Origin of the sequence: Micromonospora carbonacea (assembly GCF_014205165.1) — a bacterium.
Classification (GTDB): Bacteria; Actinomycetota; Actinomycetes; order Mycobacteriales; family Micromonosporaceae; genus Micromonospora; species Micromonospora carbonacea.
This window is the reverse complement of the sequence record NZ_JACHMZ010000001.1, coordinates 3,438,644-3,458,716: the sequence shown is the minus strand read 5'-3', so window position 1 is coordinate 3,458,716 and position 20,073 is coordinate 3,438,644. Positions and strand designations below refer to the sequence as shown.

Annotated in this window: 3 protein-coding genes; all 3 read left to right on the top strand. The window is 75.7% G+C overall.

The genetic code is table 11. The features are described from left to right. Nucleotides 1–80 precede the first annotated feature (80 nt). The 3 genes from HDA31_RS14890 to HDA31_RS14880 are packed head-to-tail and all read left to right on the top strand — an operon-like array spanning nucleotide 81 to nucleotide 20,060. A complete protein-coding gene (locus HDA31_RS14890) occupies nucleotides 81–1,241 on the top strand; it encodes an aromatic ring-hydroxylating oxygenase subunit alpha (RefSeq protein WP_219825056.1) in 1,161 nt (386 codons plus the stop codon). Then, on the top strand, nucleotides 1,238–10,750 hold the full coding sequence (locus tag HDA31_RS14885; protein WP_178064762.1) for a polyketide synthase: 9,513 nt from the start codon (nucleotides 1,238–1,240) through the stop codon (nucleotides 10,748–10,750). The genes HDA31_RS14890 and HDA31_RS14885 overlap by 4 nt, the downstream gene beginning before the upstream one ends. Nucleotides 10,751–10,760: 10 nt before the next feature. Further along, complete coding sequence (locus HDA31_RS14880) at nucleotides 10,761–20,060, top strand: SDR family NAD(P)-dependent oxidoreductase (protein WP_178064763.1); 9,300 nt, start codon at nucleotides 10,761–10,763, stop codon at nucleotides 20,058–20,060. The last annotated feature ends 13 nt before the right edge of the window (nucleotides 20,061–20,073 follow it).

The following is a 20,073-nucleotide window of genomic DNA, read 5'->3' as shown; positions in this document are numbered from 1 at the left end:
GGGCGAGCGCGGCACGACGGGGGAGGGCCGCGGCCCTCCGCCCCTCGTTCGGTGCACTTCATCCTCAAGGAGTCAAGCAGATGACGCGCGCGTCCAGCATGTTCGACCTCATCGGCCAACAGGACGACCAGCGGGCCTACTACGACACCGGCGGCCGTGGCCGGTCCCACGCGTTCTACACCGGCGAGGAGCAGTACCGCCGGGAGATGGAACGCATCTACGGCCGCCGGTGGCTGCCGGTGGACCACGTCTCCCGGTTCCCCGAGAAGGGGTCCTACGTCACCCTGACCATCGGCACCGGCTCGGTGCTGATCATCAACGGCGACGACGGCATCCAGGCGTACCACAACTACTGCCGGCACCGCGGCTACCGGCTCGTGGAGGAGGCCGCCGGCAAGCGGCAGAGCCTCGTCTGCATCTACCACTGCTGGGTCTACGACCGCAACGGCAAGCTGAAGAGCCTCAACGGCACCTACTTCGACCACTTCTTCGACAAGGAGAAGAACGGCCTGCTGCCGGTGCGCACCGAGGTCCGGTACGGCGTCGTCTTCATCACCTTCTCCGAGGACGCCCCCGACCTCGACGCCTCCCTCGGCGAGTTCGGCGAGTTCGCCCGCGTCTACGAGCTGGCCGACCTCAAGTGCGTGCAGGCCAAGGACTACCCGGTCGCCTCCAACTGGAAGCTCGTGGCGCACAACGTCAACGAGAGCCTGCACTTCCCGACGGCCCACAAGGACCTGCACCGGATCACCGACTTCGACGACGCGGGCACCTACGAGCTCAAGGGCGACATCGTCGGCGCCTGGCAGGTCATCCGGGACAGCTACAACTCGGTCTCCATGACCGGGCGCAGCCAGCGCGCCCCCATGCCGCTGGTCCCCGAGGCCGACCTCAAGAAGATCAACTGGATCACGATCCTGCCGAACCTGCTCTTCGGCTTCACCGCCGACTACGTGATGATGCAGTGGGTCTGGCCCGAGAGCCCCAGCACCTGCATCGTCCGGCACTTCTGGCTGTTCCACCCCGCCGAGACGGCCAAGAGCGACTTCTCGCACGAGGCCGTCTTCGCCCTCTGGGACAAGGCCAACTACGAGGACTGGGAGCTGTGCGAGCGCACCCACCGCGGCCTGTCCAACCCGCTGTGGTCGCCCGGCCAGCTCTCCCTCGACGAGGAGGTCGTCTCCCAGATCGACGCCTGGGTGGCCCGGGAGACCGCTGACCCCGTCGAGAACGAGGGATGACTGCCGTGGTCAACTGCTTCCTCATCGGCGGCACCCGGGTCCTCGCCCGCTGCGCCGACCAGCTCGTCGCGGCCGGCGTACGCGTCGAGGGCGTCTTCACCGACGATCCGGCCGCCGCCTGGGCGGCCGAGCACGGCGTGCCCGTGCTCGACCCGCGCGCCGACCTCGTCGCCGCCCTGACCGACACCCCCGTCGACTACCTGTTCAGCATCGTCAACTTCCGCATCCTGCCCGGCGCCGTGCTGGAGCTGCCCCGGGTGGCCGCCGTCAACTTCCACGACGGCCCGCTGCCCCGCTACGGCGGCAGCAACGTCGCCGCCTGGGCGCTCTACGAGGGCGCCTCCCGGCACGCCGCGACGTGGCACCGGATGACCGAACGCGTCGACGCGGGCTCCGTCCTGCTCGAACGGTGGTTCCCGATCCGGACCCACTCCACCGCCCTGTCGCTGACCTACGAGACGGCCGAGGTCGGCATCGCCCTCTTCGCCGACCTCGTCCCGCACGTCGCGGCGGGGACGCTGCCCGAACCCGTCGACACCAGCGGGCGGGAGCGCCGCTTCTACCTCCAGTCCGACCGCATCGCCGCCGGTGGCCTCATCCACGCCGGCACCACGGCCGCCGAGGCCGAACGCATCTCCAAGGCCCTCGACTACGGCACCTTCCCCAACCCGCTCGGCGTGCCGACCCTCGTCACCGCCCAGGGCGCGGTCTTCACCCGCCAGGTCCGCCGCATCCCCCGCGAGGACCCGCTGCCCGAGACCGTCGCCACGGCCGTCACCGACTCGGCCCTGACGCTGTCCGCCCCCGACGCCGACCTGCTGCTGAGCGACTTCGTGGCCGTCGACGGCAGCGCGCTGTCCGCGCGGGCCGCCGCCCAGCGCCTCGGCATCGCCCCGGGTCGGCCGCTGCCCGCCGCGCCGCCCGAGCGGCTCGCCGCGATCGCCGGGGCGCAGGCCCCGCTGCGCCGGCACGAGCCCTGGTGGAAGGCGCGCCTGGCCGACCTGCGTCCCGCGCCGCTGCCCGCCGCCGACTTCTCCGCCGCCGCCGCGCACTACGGCCGCTACGAGCTGGCCTACCTGCCCCGGACCCGGGCCGAGACCGTCAGCGTCGTCCGCGCGTTCCTCGCCGTGCTCGCCGAGCGCATGGAGGCCCCCACCTTCGACTTCGCCTGGTCGCCGCCGTCGGCCCGCGCGCTGGCCGAGGCGACCTGCGGGCTCGCCGCCGCGCGCGTGCCGGTCCGGTTCGACGCCGCCGACGCCGAGGCCCTCGCCGACCGGCTCGACGAGGCCGCCGCCCGCCACGGGTACGCCACCGACCTGGAGGTCCGCCTCGGGCTGGCGTACCGCCCGCCCGGCTCCGACGGGCCGACCTTCACCCGCGTCATGGTGCTGGAGCGCGACCCCGACGAGGAGGCCGCCACCGACCCGGACACCGAGATCGCCCTGCTCTGCCTGCACGACGGGCCGCCGATCGTGTTCGTCCGCGAGACCGCGATGGCCGCCGACGACGCCCTCGACTTCGCCGAGCGGGTCGAGGACATCGCCCTCGGCGCGATGCTCCCCGGCGCGGCCGGTCCGGCCGCGCCGCGCGCCGCCGCGCCGGTGTCGCCGGCCCCCGAACCGGCCGCCGGAGCGACCCCCGCGCCGGCCGCCCCCGCGCCGGCCGCGGCGTCCGGCAGCGCCGCGGTCGACAACGTGGCGTCCGACGCCGCCGGGGCGGAGCCGACGTCGACCGGCCCCACCGTGCTCGACCTGGTCGCGGCCACCGTGGCCGCCCGGCCGCACGCCGTCGCCGTGCGCGCCGGCGACCGCAGCATCGACTACGCCACCCTGGACGCCTGGGCCGACGCCGTCGCCGCCCACCTGTACGACCAGGGCATCGAGGCCGGCAGCGTCGTCGGCCTGCTCACCGAGCGCGGCCCCGACCTCGTCCCCGCGATGCTGGGCATCCTGCGCGCCGGGGCCGCGTTCCTGCCGCTGGACCCCAACTACCCGGTGGAGCGGCTGCGCCGCTACGTGGAGGTCGCCCAGTGCGACCTGATCCTGGCCGACGCGCCCAGCCGCGCCTTCGGCGAGACCGTCGGGACCGTCCTGCCCATCCCCGGCCCGGACGCCTCCGCGCTGGCCGTGCCGCCCACCGTCACCGGCGCGGACCTCGCCTACGTGCTGTTCACCAGCGGCTCCACCGGCGAGCCGAAGGGCGTGGAGATCGGGCACGCCGCGCTGGCGAACTTCCTCACCGGCATCGGCGGGCGACTCGGCTCCTCCGCCGCCGACGTGATGCTCGCGCACACCACCGTCGCCTTCGACATCTCCCTGCTGGAGCTGCTGCTGCCGCTGACCGTCGGCGGCACGGTCGCGCTCGCGTCCCGGGCCGTGGCCCGCGACCCGCACCGCCTGGCCGACCTCATCGGCGAGGTCACCGTCGCCCAGGCGACCCCCAGCATGTGGCGGCTGCTGCTGGAGACCGGCTGGACGCCCGGCCCGGGGCTCACCGTCCTCTCCGGCGGCGAGGCCCTCGCGCCGGCCGTCGCCGAGCGGCTGCACGCCACCTCCCGCGCCCTGTGGAACCTGTACGGCCCCACCGAGGCGACGATCTGGGCGTCCGCCCACCGGGTCGACGCCGTCGGGTCGTACCTGCCGCTCGGCGAGCCGCTGCCCAACCTGGACCTGCACGTCCTCGACGCCGAGCTGAACCCGGTCGCCCCCGGCGGCGCCGGCGAACTCCACCTCTCCGGCGTCGGCCTGGCCCGTGGCTACGCCAACCGCCCCGACCGCACCGCCGAGGTCTTCCTCACCCACCCGGCCACCGGCCTGCGCCTCTACCGCACCGGCGACACGGTGCGGCTGCACACCGACGGCACGATCGAGTGGCTGGGCCGCGCCGACTCGCAGGTCAAGGTCCGGGGCAACCGGATCGAGCCGGCCGAGATCGAACGCGTCCTCGGCGGCTACGACGGCGTCACCGCCGCCGCCGTGATCGCCGTCCCGTTCGAGGGCCGCGGCGAGCCGCGGCTCACCGCGTACCTGGTCGCCGACCGCACCCTCGTCAAGGCCGACCTCGACGAGTTCGTCGGGCAGCGCCTGCCGGAGTACATGGTGCCCGACGCCTACGTGCGCCTCGACGCCATGCCGCTGACCGACAACGGCAAGATCGCCCGGTCGCGGCTGCCCCAGCCGTCCCGGGACACGATCATCCGCACCGGCGTGCCCTCCGTCGCCGCCGTCGAGCAGCCGACGGCCGAGTCGACCGAGCCGCCGGCGCAGCGCATCGCCCGGATCTTCGCCACCGTCCTCGGCCACGACGTCTTCCTGGCCACGGACAACTTCTTCGACCTCGGCGGCGACTCGGCCAACGTCACGATCGCGGCGGCGGCCCTCACCGAGGAGTTCGGCGTCGAGGTGACCCCGCCGGCCGTCTTCGCCACCGGCACCCCGCAGCGGCTCGCCGAACTGCTCCAGCCCGGCGCGGCCCCGGCCGACCGGCCCCGCACCGGGACCGGCACGGTGCGCAGCGGCGCCGGCAAGACCCCCGAGCAGGCCGTCGTCGCCGCCGCGGAGGCGGTCGTCGCCGCCGAGGCGGGGGCCGCGACCGACCCGGCGGAACAGCCCGCGACCGGCGCCCCGGCCGCCGACCGGCCGGAACCGGCCCGCCCCCGGCCGCCGGCCGCGCCCCCGGCCGCCCCGGCCGCGGGCGACACCCGCGCCGACCAGGGCCGGGCCCGCGCCGGCCACGACACGGCCCGCGCCGGCCACGGCGACGTTCCCGCCGACGCCCCCGCCGACCACGGCGACGCCCTCGCCGTCATCGGCATGGCCTGCCGCTTCCCCGGCGCGGCCACCCCCGACGAGTTCTGGGTCAACCTCGCCGGCGGCGTCACCAGCGTCGGCGACGCGCCGGCCGGCCACCGGGGCTGGGCGCACCTGTGGACCGACGCCGACGAGGTGCCGACCGGCTGGGTCGACCGCGTCGAGTACTTCGACGCGGCCCGCTTCCACCTCACCGACCGGGAAGCCCGGCGGCTGGACCCGTTGCAGCGCATCCTGCTCAGCGTCACCGACGAGGCGCTGGAGAGCTGCGGTCACGACGCCGCCTCCCTCGGCACCGCCACCGGCGTCTTCGTCGGCACCATCGCCAGCGACTTCCCCGAGCTGGTGGCCGGCAGCATCGGCCCCGGCGACCCGCACGTGGCCACCGGCACCGCCGTGTCCATGGTCGCCAACCGGCTGTCGCACGCGTTCAACTGGACCGGGCCGAGCTTCGCCGTCGACACGGCCTGCTCGTCGTCGCTGGTCGCCCTGCACCAGGCGGCCATGTACCTGCGTACCGGCGAGATCGACGCCGCCGTCGTCGGCGCGGCCAACCTGGTCCTCACCCCGACCAAGACCCGGTCCTTCCTGCGCAACGGCATGCTCTCGCCCAACGGGGTCTGCCGCACCTTCGACGACGACGCCGACGGCTACGTCCGCGGCGAGGGCGCCGGGGTGCTCGTCCTCAAGCGGCTCGCCGACGCCCAGCGCGACGGCGACCCGGTCCTCGCCCTCGTGCGGGGCGCCGCGGTCAACCACACCGGCGCCGCCGGGTTCCTCACCGCGCCCAGCAGCACCGCCCAGGAGGCGGTCATCCGCACCGCGATGCGGCGGGCCGGCGTCGACGCCGACGGCGTCGGCTACGTCGAGGCGCACGGCACCGGCACCCAGCTCGGCGACCTCATCGAGCTGGAGGCGCTGCGCGCCGCCCTCGGCGGGTCCGGCCGCGCCACCGTGGCCGTCGGGTCGGTGAAGACGAACATCGGCCACCTCGAACCGGCGGCCGGCATCGCCGGGCTGATCAAGACGATCCTGGCGTTGCAGGCCGAGCGCATCCCGCCCTCGGCCAACCTCACCTTCCCCAACCGCGGCTTCCGCTTCGAGGACTCGCCGCTGTTCGTCCCCGACCGGCTCGTGCCCTGGACGGGGCCCCGGGTCGCCGGGGTCAGCAGCTTCGGCTTCGGCGGCGTCAACGCCCACGCCGTGCTCGCGGCCGCGCCGCGACCCGCCCCGGCCCCCGTCGACGCCGGCCCCGGCCTGCTCACCCTGTCGGCGGACTCCGCCGAAGGGCTGCGGACCCTCGCCGGCCGACTGGTCCTGCTGCTGCGCTCGCCGTACTGCCCGCCGCTGGCCTGGCTCTGCGTGGCCAGCCGCCAGCGCCCCGCGGCGACCCACCGGCTCGCCTGCGTCGTCGACACCGTCGAGCAGCTCGACGACAAGCTCATGCTGTTCCTCGCCCGCGCCGAGGGCACCCGCAACCTGCACGTCGGCGTCGTCGACCCGGCGGCGACCGGCGGCACCATCGCGCCGCCGGGCGTCGACCGCGACGCCCTCGACGCGGCGGCCCGCCGCTTCGTCGCCGGCGACACCCTCCCGGCCACCGAACGCGCCCCCGTGCGCTTCCCCACCGCGCCCCACGAGGAGAAGCACCTCTGGCTCGAACCCGTCCCCGCGCAGCTCACGGCGGCTCCGCCGCGCCCGCGTGGCTGGACGTGGAGCGAGCACCCCGAGGCCGGCGAGCACGTCGTCCTGGGCAACCCCACGCTGCCCGGCTCCGGCTACCCCGGCAAGGTCGCCGAGGTCGTCGGCCGCGCCGCGTACGCCCTGCGGGACCTCACCTTCCGGGCGACCGTGCAGCCCCCGGCCACGCTCACCGCCGAGCGCACCGGCGACCGGATCACCTTCCGGGACGGCACCTCCGGCGTCGTGGCCGACCTGGAGCTGACCGAGCCGACGCCCGCCGACCCGGCGCTCACGCCCCCGGCGAGCGCGGTCGGCTTCACCCCGGTCGGCCTCGACGAGATGTACCGCGACTTCGACCGCAACGGCCTGCGCTACGGCCCCGGCTTCCGCTGCGTGCGGTCGCTGTCCACGGCGTACGGGCAGGCGCTCGGCGCCCTGCGCGCCGACGGCGACCCCACCGGCGCGGTCGACGCCCGGCTGCTCGACGGCGCCTTCCAGGTGGCCCTCGCCGCCTGCGGGGCCCAGGGCCTGTACGTGCCCTTCACCATCGCGCGGCTGACCGTGCACGCCCCGCTCCCCGCCGCCGTGCGCGTCTACGCCCGCCGCGACCGCGGCAGCGCGCCCGACGCGGGCCTGCTCACCGCCAGCCTCGTCGTCCTCGACGGCGACCGGCCCGTGCTCACGGCCGAGGGCATCACCTGGCGGCGGATCTCCCCGGCCCCGCCGCCCGGCCAGCCCGGCTCCGCCGGCGCGCAGGACCGGGCCCGGCACGACGGCGCGGCCACCGCGACGACCGCCGCCGGCAACGGCCGCGCCCCGGCCGCGCCCGCGCACCCCGCCGTGCCGAGCGGCCACCACCGCGCCAACGGCTCCGCCGCCTCCGCCTCCCTCGGGCCGGCGCTGGCCCGGTGGATCGCCGAAGGGCTGGAGACCGACGTCGAGTCCCTCGAACTGGACCGCCCGCTGGAGGCCCAGGGCCTCGACTCGATGCTCGCCGTGTCCCTGGCCCAGGACATCCGCGCCCGGCTCGGCGTCGACATCCCGGTGACGCTGCTGCTCGAAGTGGGGACCGTGGAGAACCTCGTCACCGAGCTGCGCGACACGTACGGGGTCACCGCCGTGCCCGGGGCCGAGGCCGCCCCGGCCGCGCCGCCGACCGTCGCGCCCCCGGCCGAAGCGCCGGCCGGCGGGTCACCGACGCCCGCGCCCACCCCGGCGGCCGCGCCGCCGCCTGCCGTCGCGGCCGCCCCCGCCGCCCCCGTGGCCCCGGCGGCGGTGGCCCCGGCGGCGCGGCAGGCGACCGACCGGCACGACATGGCGATCGTCGGCTTCGACGGGGTCTTCCCGAACGCCGGCAGCCCGGACGAGCTGTGGGAGGTCGTCACCAGGGGCGAGGACTGCCTGCGCGAGGTGCCCAAGTCCCGCTGGGACATCGACGACTACTACTCCGAGGACGCCGAGCCCGGCACCGTCTACCTGCGCCGCGCGGGCTTCGTCGACGAGCTGACCGGCTTCGACGCGGCGTTCTTCCGGATCTCGCCCGCCGAGGCACAGTGGATCGACCCCCAGCAGCGCCACCTCATCCAGTCCGCCTGGCGGGCCCTGGAGGACGCCGGGCTCTCCGGCCGCGCCGCCGACCGGTCGACGGGCGTGTTCGTCGGCGCCAGCTACCAGCACTACCGCGACATGGTCGTCGGCGACGTCGTGCAGACCGCCGCCGGCCTCGGCAACCACAACGCGATCCTGGCGAACCGGGTGAGTTATTTCCTGGATCTGTCGGGTCCGAGCATGACGATCGACACGTTGTGTTCGTCGTCGTTGGTGGCGTTGCACACGGCGGTGCGCAGCATCCGCAGCGGCGAGTGCGACCAGGCCATCGTCGCCGGCGTGCACCTCGCGATGTCCCCGCAGTACTTCCAGCTCGGCTCCCGGCTGCGGTCGTTCTCCCCGACGGGTGCGTCGCGGGCGTTCGACGCGGCGGCGGACGGGTTCGTGCCGGGGGAGGGTGTGGTCACGGTGGTGATCAAGCCTCTGGCCGACGCGGTGCGTGACGGGGACCGGATCCGTGGGGTGATCCGGGGAACGGCGGTGAACCACGGTGGCCGGACGAGCGGGTTGACGGTGCCGAGCAGCTCGGCGCAGCGGGACGTGATCCTGGCGGCGTTGCGGGATGCGGGGGTGGGTCCGGACGGGATCGGTCTGGTGGAGGCCCACGGCACGGGTACGTCTTTGGGTGATCCGATCGAGGTGGAGGGTTTGACGCGGGCGTGGCGGGAGTTCACGTCGCGGACGCAGTTCTGTGCGATTGGTTCGGTGAAGTCGAACATTGGTCATTTGGAGCCGGCTGCGGGTTTGGCTGGTGTGGTGAAGGTGTTGTTGGCGTTTGAGCGGGAGCTGATTCCGCCGACGTTGCACGTCAACCGGCCGAATGATCATATCCGGTTCGAGGAGTCGCCGTTCTTTGTGGCCGATCAGGCTCTCCCGTGGCCTTGGGTGGCGGGTTCGCCGCGGCGGGGTGCGGTGTCGGCGTTCGGGATGGGTGGGGTGAACGCTCACGTGATTCTGGAGGAGCCGCCGGTTGTCGCTCTGCGGGAGGCGATTGCTCAGGAGTCGTTTGTGGTGCGGGTGTCGGCGTCGGGTGAGGAGGGTGTGCGGCGGTTGGCGGGTGATTATGCGCGGGCGTTGTCGTCGGTGTCGGATGTGGGTGGGTTGGGGGATTTCGGGTTTACGGCGAATGTGGGTCGGGCGTCGCATCGGTTCCGGGTGGCGGTGTCGGGTGTGGATGGTGTGGGTGTGGTGGAGGGGTTGTCGGCGGTGGCGGCGGGTGGTCGGCCGGTGGGTCGGTTGGTGAATGCGGCGCCGGTGTCGGTGTTCATGTTTTCGGGTCAGGGTTCGCAGTATGCGGGGATGGCTCGGGGTTTGTATGGGGTGGAGCCGGTGTTCCGGTCGGCGTTGGATGAGTGTGCGGAGTTGGTGTCGTCGTTGGGTGTGCCGTTGTTGGATTTGTTGTTCGGTGGTCGGGGTGAGGAGTTGGTGGAGACGCGGTTTGCGCAGGTGGGGATTGTGGCGGTGCAGGTGGGGTTGGTGCGGTTGTTGGAGTCGTGGGGGATCCGGCCGGGGTTGGTGGTGGGTCATTCGGTGGGTGAGTTGTCGGCGGCGTGGGCGGCGGGGGTGTTCGGGTTGGGGGATGTGTTGGGTTTGGCGGTGGTGCGGGGCTCGTTGATGCAGGGGCAGCGGTCGGGTGGGGCGATGGCGGCGGTGTTCGCCGAGGCGGCCGAGGTGGTGGGGTCGGTGGTGGGTTCTTATCCGGGGTTGGAGGTGGCGGCGTCCAATGGGCCGCGGAGTGTGACGGTGTCGGGTCCGGCCGAGGTGGTGGACGCGTTCTGCGTGAACTCTGGTTTGCGGTGTCAGCGGCTGGTGGTGAGTCATGCGTTTCATTCGGAGGCGATGGCGGGTGCGGTCGAGCCGTTTGCGGAGGCGGTGTCGCGGGTGGCGGTGTCGGCGCCGCGGGTTGGTTTCGCGTCGTCGATCACTGGCGGGTGGCATGACGCGGAATCGGTGGCCGATGCCGGGTTGTGGGGTGTGGGGATTCGTCGGCCGGTGTTGTTCGGTGAGGCGTTGGGGTTGGTGGGTGCGGCTGGTGGTGGGGTGTTCTGGGATATCGGTGCTCATCCGGTGTTGGCGGGTCTGGGGAAGCAGGTGTTGCCGGATCCGGGGTTGGTGTGGTTGTCGACGTTGCGGCGCGACCGTTCGGATCAGGCGCAGTTGCATGCGGCGGTGGCGGAGTTCTACAGCCGGGGCCTGGGTGAGGTGGACTGGGCGGGGGTGCACACCGGCAAGGGACACCGCACGACCACCATTCCCACCTACCCGTTCGAACGCCGCGAGCTGAGCGCGCCCCGCGTCCACGAGACCGCCGCCGCGCACCGCCGTCGCCCCGAAGCACAGGTTTCCGTACCCACCGCAGGTGACGAGGCCGGCGGCCATCCGCTGTTCGACCGTCACTACGAGCACTGAGCGAGGGAACGTGACGTACCGGGTTGAGACCTACGAGAAGACCTTCGCGGGGCACGAGCCGTTCATCGCCCAGCACCGTTCCTCCGGCTTCGGCATCCTGCCCGCGTCCGTACAACTGGAGATGGCCCTGCTCGGGGTCGCCCAGCGCCGGGCCTTCGCCCCGCTCGAACTCGTCGACGTCGCCTTCGTCCGGCCGTTCACCGTCGCCGACGGCGAGCGGGTCACCGGCCGACTCGACGTGACCTTCGCCGAGCGGACCCGCTTCGAGCTGAGCGCGGTCACCCCCGACGGCCGCAAGGCCGTCTCGACCGGTACCGGCGGGCCGCTGCCGGCCGACGCCCGGCCGCCGGCCGCGTGGGAGGTGACCTGCCCGGTGCCGGTCCCGCCCGAGCGGATCTACCGCGGCTGGGCCGAGGCCGGCCTGACCTACGGGCCGGACTTCCACACCGTGCGCCGGCTCTCCGTCGGCGCCGGCGCCGCCGAGGCGAGCCTCGCCACGGTGGCCCAGCCGGTGCCCTGGTACTCCCACCCCCTGCTCGTCGACGGCGTCTTCCAGGTGGTCAGCTGCGCCCTTCAGGATCTCGCCGACGGCGACGCGCCCGGCCCGATGCTGCCCATCGGCGTCGCGCGGTTCACCCTGTACGCGAACCTGTCCGCGCTCACCACCGGGGTGACCGTCCGGGTGCGCCGCACCGCCGTGCAGGACGCCTGGTCCGTCGCGGACGCCGTGCTGCTGGACCCCGCCGGCCAGGTCGTCGCCGAGCTGACCGGGGTACGCATGCGCCGGCTGCCGGCGCACCGGTCCGCCACGGCTCCCGGGCTGCTCACCCGCATCGAATGGACCGCCGCCGACGCCCCCGCGCCCCGCCGCCCGGCGACCGGCACCTGGGTCGTCCTGCGCCACGGCGGCGCCGACGCCGCGGGCGCGGCCACGGTGCGCGCGCTGCGCGCCGACGGCGCCCGGGTCGTCGAGGTGCTGCCCGAGGGGCCCACCCCGGCGGCCGGGGCCGACCTGCGGGTCGTGCCCCAGCCCGACGAGGCCGCGTTCCGGCAGCTCTGGGAGGAACTCGCCACGCCCGTCGAGGGCGTCGTGCACCTGTGGAACACCGGCCCGGCCCGACCGGAGCAGGCCGAGCTGGGCGGCGGCCTCTACGCCTGCCTCGCCGCCCTGAAGACCCTCGGTCAGCGGCAGCGCACGGGCCGCTTCCTCGTCGTCACCGAACGGGCCCAGCCGGTCGCCGCCGGGGACGCCCCCGAGCCGGCGCGCGCCGCCCTGTGGGGCCTGGTCCGCACCGCCGCCATCGAGTACCCGGGGCTGCGGCCCCGCCTGGTCGACCTCGACCTGGACCCCGCCTCCGCCGACGCGCTCGCGGCCGAGCTGGGCGGCGACGGGCCGGTCGAGGTCGGCTACCGCGCCGGCCGGCGGCACGTGCCGGTCCGCGCCCCGCTGCGCGCGTCCGACGGCGGTCGGCCGCCCGTGCGGCGCGACGGCCGGTACCTGATCCTCGGTGGGCACGGCGGGCTGGGCCTCGCCGTCGCCCGCCGCCTCGCCGGCGACGGGGCCGGCCTCGTCGCCCTGGTCAGCCGCTCCGGCGGGACCGGAGCCGACGCCGACGCCCTGGCCGGGATCGAGTCGTACGGCTGCCGCACCGCCTCGTTCGCCGCCGACGTCGCCGCGCCCGGCGCGCTGACGGCGGTGGTGGCGGAGATCCGGCAGCGCTTCGGCGACCTGCACGGCGTGGTGCACGCCGCCGGCGCCCTCCGCGACGGCCTGCTGCGCGGCACCACCGCCGAGGACGTGGCGCAGGTGCTGCGCCCCAAGGTCGACGGGCTGCACGAGCTGACCGCCGCCGTCGCCGGCACCGACCTGGACTTCGCGGTGCTGTTCGCCTCGGTCTCCGGGACGTTCGGCAACCTCGGCCAGGGCGGGTACGCCGCCGCCAACGCCTACCTCGACGCGTACGCGCACGCGCGGGGCGCCCCCTGGACCAGCGTCGACTGGGGACTGTGGGGCGAGGTGGGCATGGGCACCGGCGTCGCCGAGCAGCTTCGCCGTCGCGGCGTCCGGCCGCTGGGCACCGTCGAGGCGCTCGACGCCCTGATGACCGTGCTGCGCGACGACGTCCGGCAGGTCGTCATCGCCCACCCCGACGCCCCGGCCGGCACCCGGGCCGAGGCGGCGACCGGCACGGCGTCGGCCACGCCGCCGACACCGGTGGTGCCGGCGGCCCCGGTCCCCGCGCCCGCCACGGCGACCGGCCCGGCCCCGGCCGGTGACGTCGACGCCGGGCGCACCGAGGACGGGCTCGCCGAGTTCCTCGCCGAGCGGCTCGGCGTCGACGGCTTCGACCGGACCGCGCCGCTCACCGACTACGGCATCAACTCGATCATGAGCGTCGAGCTGGCCGAGGAGCTGTCCCGCCGCTGGCGGGTCACCCTCCCGGCGACCCTCTTCCTCGAGTACGGCGACTTCGCCGAGCTCGCCGCCGCCCTCGCCACCCGCTACGCGGCCGGACCCCCCGCCGCCCCCGAGTCAGCTCCCGCCGCCCCCGAGCCGCCGGTCGCCGCCCCGGCCACCCCCACGCCCGCGCCGGCCGCCTCCACGCCGACCACTCCCGAGCCGGAGCCCGCGTCGGTGTCCACACCCGCGCCGGTGTCCATGCCCGCGTCGGTGTCCACACCCGCGTCGGTGTCCATGCCCGCGTCGGTGTCCACACCCGCCCCCGAGCCGGCCGCCCGGCCCGCTGCGCGCGGCGGCGACATCGCGGTGGTGGCCGTGTCCGGCGACCTGCCGGGCGCCCGCGACCTGACCGACCTGTGGCCGATGCTCCGCTCCGGCGCGGACGCCTTCACCGAGATCCCGGCCCACCGGTGGAACATCGACGAGCACTTCCAGCGGCGCGGCCCCGAGATGACCGGCACCTACTGCCGCACCGGCGCGTTCGTGACCGCGATCGACCGCCTCGACCCGAGGTTCTTCGGCATCGCCGTGCGCGAGGCACAGGAGATGGACCCGCAGCAGAAGCTGCTGCTGGAGCACGCCTGGTCCGTCGTCGACGACAGCGGCTGCGCCGGGCGGCGGGACGTCGGCGTCTTCGTCGGCGCCACCTACACCCACCACCGCGACGCCACCGGCCTCGACGCCGTCGGGCCGCACACCGCCCTCGGCTCGATGAACGCCGTCCTGGCCAACCGCATCTCCTACGCGCTGGACCTGACCGGCCCCTCGCAGACCGTCGACACCCTCTGCTCGTCGTCCCTGGTCGCCCTGCACCAGGCGGTGGTGAGCCTGCGCACCGGGCAGTGCGGGGCGGCCATCGTCGCCGCCTGCCACGTCGGACTGACCCCCTGGTACTACCGCAGCCTCAGCCAGCTCGGCGCGCTGTCGCCCACCCGCCCCCGGCCGTTCGACGACCGGGCCGACGGGTTCGTGCCCGGCGAGGGCGCGGTCGCGGTCATGCTCAAGCGGCTCGACGACGCCGAACGCGACGGCGACCGGATCCACGCGGTGATCCGGGGCGCGGCGGTCAACCACGGCGGCCGGGGCAGCGCCCTGCCGGTGCCGCGCAGCGAGGCGCAGGTGGCGGTGATCCGGGCCGCGCTGGCCGACGCCGGCCTCGCCCCGGCCGACATCTCCCTGGTCGAGACCCACGGCACCGCGACCCGGCTGGGCGACCCGATCGAGATCGCCGCCCTGGCCGAGGTCTTCGCCGGCGACCGGACCGAGCCGGTGCACGTCGGCTCGGTCAAGGCGAACATCGGCCACTTGGAGCCCGCCAGCGGCCTGGCCGGCCTGGTGAAGGTCCTGCTCTGCCTGCGGCACGGCGAGATCCCGCCGCTGGCCGGGTTCGAGACGCTCGGCGCGCACATCGCGCTGCCCGCCGGCCGGCTGGCCATCCCCACCGAGCCCCGGCCGTGGCGCTCCGTCGGCCCCCGCCGGGCCGGCATCAGCGCCTTCGGCATGGGCGGCACCAACGCCCACGTCGTCGTCGAGGAGTACGTCCCGGACCCCACCGGCGTCGCCGCCCGCCCCGACGAGCCCGTCCGCGAACACCTGCTCGTCCTCTCGGCGCACACCCCGCAGCTGCTCGTCCGGCGGATCGCCGACGTGGAGCGGCTGATCGGGCGGGACCGGTCGGTCGACGCCGGGGCGCTGTGCTTCTCCGCGTCGGTCGGGCGCGCCCACCTGCCGTACCGGATCGCCGTGCTCGGCGCGACCGCCGACGAGCTGGGCGCGGGCCTGCGCCAGGCCCTGCGTCTCGGGCCGGACCCGTCGGCGACGGTGCTGCGCGGCGCGACCGTCCTGGCGGGCGACCCGGTCCCCTGCGGCCCCGACCTCGCCGGCCGGCTCGCCGCGTACGTGCCGCTGACCGCCGAGCGGATCGCCGCCGGGCTGCGCACCCCCGACGGCTCGCCGACCGCCGCCCTGGCCCACCTGTACGTCGCCGGGCGCGACGTCGACTGGCGGCGGTTCCACGCGGGCGGCGGGCAGCGCCGGGTGCCGCTGCCGTCCTACCCCTTCCGCGACCTCGCCGGCCCCGCCCGGCCGGGCCCCGCCGGCCCGTCCCGCCCGGCCAGCCCCGCCGCGCCCGACGACCGCGTCCTGGACCGGCTGCTGGGCGCGCACCGGGTCTTCGGCGAGGAGACGCTGCCGGCCGCGTTCCTCGTCGCCAGCGGCTTCGCCCGCGCCGCTGTCCTGCGCCGGCTCGCGTTCACCGCGCGGGGCACCGGCCGGCACCGGCTCACCGGCGACGCCTCCGGCGACACGACGATCTTCTCCTACGGCGGGCGGCCCGTCGGCCACCTCACCGTCGGCCCGGCCGAACCCGCCGACCCCGCCCCCGAGCCGGTGGCGCTGGACGCGCTGCGCGCCGGCTACCCCCGCACGCTCGACCCCGCCGGCCTGTACGCGTGGTTCGCCGCCAAGCACGTCGACTTCGGGGCCCCGCTGCGCGTCATCGGGCACGTCGCGTACGGCGCCACCGGCGTACTCACCCAGGTCGACCTCGCCGACGCGGACCCGGGCGTGCGGGCGGTGGCCGCCCTCGACGCGGCGTTGCAGACCATGGCGGTGCTGACCCTGGCCGACCCGGCCGCGTCCACGCTGACCTACCTGCCGGTCTCGATCGGCCGGGCGGTGCGTTGGGGCGACCCGGCCGGCACCCGCCACGTCCACCTGCGCCTCGCCGGGCAGGACGCCGACGGCAGCCGGCGGGCCGCCGCCACCCTCCTGGACGCCGCCGGCCGGGCCCTGGTCCTCCTCGACGACGTCGTGTACCGGCCCGTCGCGGCGGGCGCGCCCGATCCGGGCCGGGTCACCCCGCCGGCCGCCGCCCCCATGCCCGACCGGGTCCCGCCGGCCAGCGGCCCCGCCGCCGGCCAGCCGCCGGCCGGTGCCGTTCCGGCCCCGTCCCGCCCCCGGGTGACGGAGGAGACGGTGGTCGACCTGGTCCGCGCGGTGCTGCGGGACCCGCAGGTCAGCGCGACGAGCCCGCTCGCCGCCGCCGGCATCGACTCCATGCTGGCCACCATGGTCGCCGCCGAGGTGCAGGACCGGCTCGGGGCGACGCTGAGCCCGGTCGACGTGCTCCAGGCGCGCGACTGCCGGGCCCTCACCGCCGTGGTGGCGTCCCTCGTGCCCGACGAGCCCGCTGCGCCGGCCGCCCCCGACGCGCCGCCCACCCCCGACGCCGCCCCCACCGGGTCGGACGCGGCGACCGGCGGGGACGCCCGCGACATGGCGATCGTCGGCATCGCCTGCGCGCTGCCCGGCGCGACGGACCCCGAGGGGTTCTGGTCCCTCCTCGCGGGCGGGGGCAGCGGCGTCGGCCCGGCGCCCGCGTTCCGCTGGCCCGCCGACGGCGACCCCGACGGCACGCCGGTGGGCGGCTTCCTCGCGCAGGTCGACGAGTTCGACGCCCGGTTCTTCGACTTCTTCGCCAAGCAGGCGGAGGTGCTCGACCCGCAGGTCCGCTGGCTGCTGCGCACCGCGTGGGAGGCGCTGGAGTCCGCCGGGACCGCGCCGCTGTCCACGCCCGCCTCGACCGGCGTCTTCGTCGGCGCCAGCTACCAGCACTACAAGGACTACAACATCCCGCCGGAGCTGGACGCCGCCGCCGGCCTCGGCAACCACAACGCCTTCCTGGCGAACCGGGTGAGTTACTTCCTGGATCTGTCGGGTCCGAGCATGACGATCGACACGTTGTGTTCGTCGTCGTTGGTGGCGTTGCACACGGCGGTGCGCAGCATCCGCAGCGGCGAGTGCGACCAGGCCATCGTCGCCGGCGTACGCCTCGCCATGTCGCCCCTGCACTACACCGCGATGCGGAACCTGCGCGCGCTGTCCCCGACGGGTGCGTCGCGGGCGTTCGACGCGGCGGCGGACGGGTTCGTGCCGGGGGAGGGTGTGGTCACGGTGGTGGTCAAGCCCTTGGCCGACGCGGTGCGTGACGGGGACCGGATCCGTGGGGTGATCCGGGGAACGGCGGTGAACCACGGTGGCCGGACGAGCGGGTTGACGGTGCCGAGCAGTTCGGCGCAGCGGGACGTGATTCTGGCGGCGTTGCGGGATGCGGGGGTGGGTCCGGAAGGGATCGGTCTGGTGGAGGCGCATGGGACGGGTACGTCTTTGGGTGATCCGATCGAGGTGGAGGGTTTGACGCGGGCGTGGCGGGAGTTCACGTCGCGGACGCAGTTCTGTGCGATTGGTTCGGTGAAGTCGAACATTGGTCATTTGGAGCCGGCTGCGGGTTTGGCTGGTGTGGTGAAGGTGTTGTTGGCGTTTGAGCGGGAGCTGATTCCGCCGACGTTGCACGTCAACCGGCCGAATGATCATATCCGGTTCGAGGAGTCGCCGTTCTTTGTGGCCGATCAGGTCGTGCCGTGGCCTCGGGTGGTGGGTGTGCCGCGGCGGGGTGCGGTGTCGGCGTTCGGGATGGGTGGGGTGAACGCCCACGTGATCCTGGAGGAGCCGCCCGTCGCCGCCCCGCGCCAGCCGGTGCCGCCGCGATCGCACCTGGTCCGGGTCTCCGCCGCCAGCGAGGAGGCGGTCCGCCGGCTCGCCGCCGCGTACGCCGAGGTGTTCGCCGCCTCCGACGACGACCGGCGGACCGCCGACCTCTGCCACACTGCGAACGTCGGCCGCTCCCCCCTCGGCTACCAGAGCGCGGTCACCGGCCCCACCGGCCCGGCCCTCGCCGAGCAGCTCCGGGCCGTCGCCGACGGCCACCTCCCGGTGGCCCGCGTCGACGCCGCCCTGGCCGCCGCCGCGCCGCCGGCCACTCCCGACGGGCCGCCGGACGTCTGGCACGAGGCGCTGGCCGACCTGGCCCGGCGCGGCCACCCCGGCATCGACTGGGCGGCGCTGTCCGCGCCGGGCTCCCGGATCGTCGCGCTGCCCACCTACCCGTTCGCCCGGGGCCACTACTGGCACACCCGCAGCGCCCCGGCGACCGTGGCGACGACGGCGGCGGCCGCACCGTCGTCCACCGCGCCGCAGCCCGCCGCGTCGGCCGGCGCTCCTACAGCCACCGCCGCCGCGCCCGAGGCGCTGTGCACGCGGTGGCGGGCCACCGCGCCCCGCACCGGTGGATCGGCCTACGGCGTCACCGTCCGGGTGGTCGCCGCCGACCGGGCCACCGAGGGCGTCGTCTCCGCCGCGCTGTCCGCCCAGGGCGCCGACATCGCCGCCCCGGGCGCGCCCGCCCGCGCCCTCGTCGTGGTCGCCGACCCGGCCGCGCCCACCGACGCCGAACCGGACCTGAGCGGCTTCTGGGAGCAGCTCCGCGAGGTCACGGCGACCCTCCCGGCGCAGGCGAGGGTGGTCTGGGTCGAGCACCGGTCGGCCCCGGTCGACGAGGCCGACCGGGCCCTGCTCGACCCGGCGGCCGCCGCGCGGGCGTTCACCGTCCGCGCCGCCGCCGCCGAGCACCGGTTCGCCGTCGCGGCCCTCGACCTCGACGCCGGCGACCCGGCCGAGACCCGCGCCCGGCAGATCGCCGCCGAGTTCGCCGCGCTGCGCCCCGGCGTCAACACCGCCGTCGCCTACCGGCGGGGCATCCGGTACGCCCCGGAGCAGGTCGCGGCCCGGCCCGGCCCGGCGACCCCGCTGGACGGCGACGGGTACCACCTCGTCACCGGCGGTCTCGGCGCGATCGGCCGGCGGCTCGTCGCGCACCTGGTGCGCGGCGGCGCGCGACGCGTCGGCATCGTCGGCCGGTCCCCGGTCGACCCCGGCGCCGAGGCGTTCCTGGCGCAGCTGCGGCCGCACGCCGAGGTCGACTACCTCCGGTGCGACGTCGCCGACGCCGCCGCGCTCGCCGACGCCGCCGCGTCCTTCGGTAGCCGGTGGGGCCGGCTGCTCGGCGTGGTGCACTGCTCCGGCGGGGTCAACCCGTTCGGGTCGCTGCGTCGCCGGCCCTGGTCGGAGGCGGCCCGGGTGGCCGCGCCGAAGGTCGCCGGCTCCCGCAACGTGACGCGGCTCGCCCGCGCCCAGGGCGCGGGCTACGTCGCCCTGGTCTCCTCGATCGCCGGCGCGCTGCCGCCCGCCGGCCGGGGACTGGTGGACTACGCCCTGGCCAACGCCTACCAGCTGGCGCTGGCCGAGGCCGCCGGCGACGACGGCACGACGGTGACCGCGCACGCCTGGCCGAACTGGGTCGGCATCGGCATGGAGGCCGACGAGTCCGTGGCCGCCGGGCACTCGATCACCCTCGACCAGGCGCTGACCGGATTCACCACGCACCTGCGCACGGGCGGGGGCGTCGTGTTCCCTGGCGCCGCCGCGCCGGACAGCGCGCCGCCGACCGCGCCCCCGACGGCATCCGCCCAGCCGGCCCCGACAGCACCGGCCATGGCGGCCCCGGCCCCGACAGCACCGGGCCCGGCGGCACCGCGACCGGCGTCGGCCGCGCGACCCGCCGCCGAGCCCGCGCCGGCGACGGCCGCCGCGCCCGGCCCCACGTACACGCTGGTGCGCGACGCTTTCGTCGACGTGCTCGGCGAGGACCCCGGCGACTGCCCCCTGCCGGACCTCGGCCTGGACTCGCTGGTCATCGTCGACCTCACCAACGCCATCGAACGGCTCGGCGGGATCACCGTCGACCCGTCCCTGGTGATGCGGGCCCGCACCATGGCCGACCTCGCGGCCCGGCTGCCCGGCGTCGCCGGCGCGCAGCCCGCCGCCCCGCAGGAGGCGGCCGGGTCCGGCACGCCGACGCCCGACGCGGACGGACCGGCCCCCGCGCCGGCCCCGGACCTCGGCGCGCTGCTGCGGCCCCTGCTCGTCCACGGCCAGCAGCAGGGCCACTGACATGCCCACCGAG